Source organism: Acinetobacter sp. 25-47-122, assembly GCF_056779695.1.
In genome coordinates, this window is record NZ_JBWYIJ010000025.1 from 1 (window position 1) to 1,067 (window position 1,067).

2 protein-coding genes and 1 pseudogene are annotated in these 1,067 nt (G+C 44.7%); all 3 read right to left on the reverse strand.

Translation table 11 applies throughout. From position 1 onward, the window contains the following. Positions 1–107, reverse strand: a pseudogene (locus tag AC1M9P_RS14595) (thiolase family protein); the annotation flags it as partial. Positions 108–130: 23 nt separating this feature from the next. Continuing rightward, positions 131–784, reverse strand: coding sequence for a 3-oxoacid CoA-transferase subunit B (locus tag AC1M9P_RS14600; protein ID WP_180028014.1), 654 nt, complete (start codon positions 782–784; stop codon positions 131–133). Positions 785–804: 20 nt separating this feature from the next. Then, a partial coding sequence (locus tag AC1M9P_RS14605) for a 3-oxoacid CoA-transferase subunit A (protein ID WP_481588086.1) occupies positions 805–1,067 on the reverse strand: 263 nt, incomplete at its 5' end.

Consider the following 1,067-nt stretch of genomic DNA (forward strand, 5'->3'; position numbering starts at 1 on the left):
GCTTTTAATGGCACTGCACCTAAGTCATCCGCACGGACAGGGGCTAAACCACCGGCATAACGACCAAAAGGCGTACGGATGGCATCAATGATGTATGCGTTTTTCATAGTGTAAGATCCTAAAACCAGTCTTAAGCCTGAGTGGCATCAATGAGTTTGGCACCCGTCATCGATTGAAGCTCTTCAAAAGATAAGCCTTCAACTTTCTCAATGACTTTCATGCCATCTGCCGTCACATCAATCACACAAAGGTCCGTATAAATGCGGTCCACACATTTCAAACCTGTCGCAGGATAAGTCAGCTCAGCAACGATTTTAGGCTCGCCTTTTTTCGTCACATGATCGGTGGTAATAAAGACTTTTTTCGCACCCACGGCTAAGTCCATTGCACCACCCACAGCAGGGATGGCATCAGGTGCACCGGTATGCCAGTTTGCAAGATCACCATTTTCAGCGACTTGGAAAGCACCCAAGACTGCGATGTCTAAATGACCACCACGCATCATTGCAAATGAATCACCATGATGGAAGAAAGCTCCGCCTTCTAGCAGGGTTACAAACTCTTTACCGGCGTTAATTAACTCAGGGTCACGGTCTTCTTCCGCAGGGGGTGGACCAAAGGCCAATAAACCATTTTCAGAATGTAAAAAGACATCTTTGTCAGCAGGTAAATAGCTCGAGATTTTAGTTGGTAAACCAATCCCAAGGTTGACATAAGCACCATCAGGAATATCTTGTGCAACACGTTCAGCAATTTGATCACGGGTTAATTTTTGATAACTCATTTTATTTCTCCAATCTCAAATTACTGCGCAGGTTGAACTTGTACAACGTGTTGTACAAAGATCCCAGCGGTGATGATGTGTTCAGGATCTAAGGCACCGAGTTCCACGACTTCTGATACTTGTGCGATGGTGATATCTGCTGCCATGGCCATAATTGGACCAAAGTTACGTGCAGATTTACGGTACACCAAGTTCCCCCAGCGATCGCCCTTATGCGCTTTAATTAACGCAAAGTCAGCTTTAATTGGATTTTCTAAAACGTAGTCTTTACCTTCATAATTCA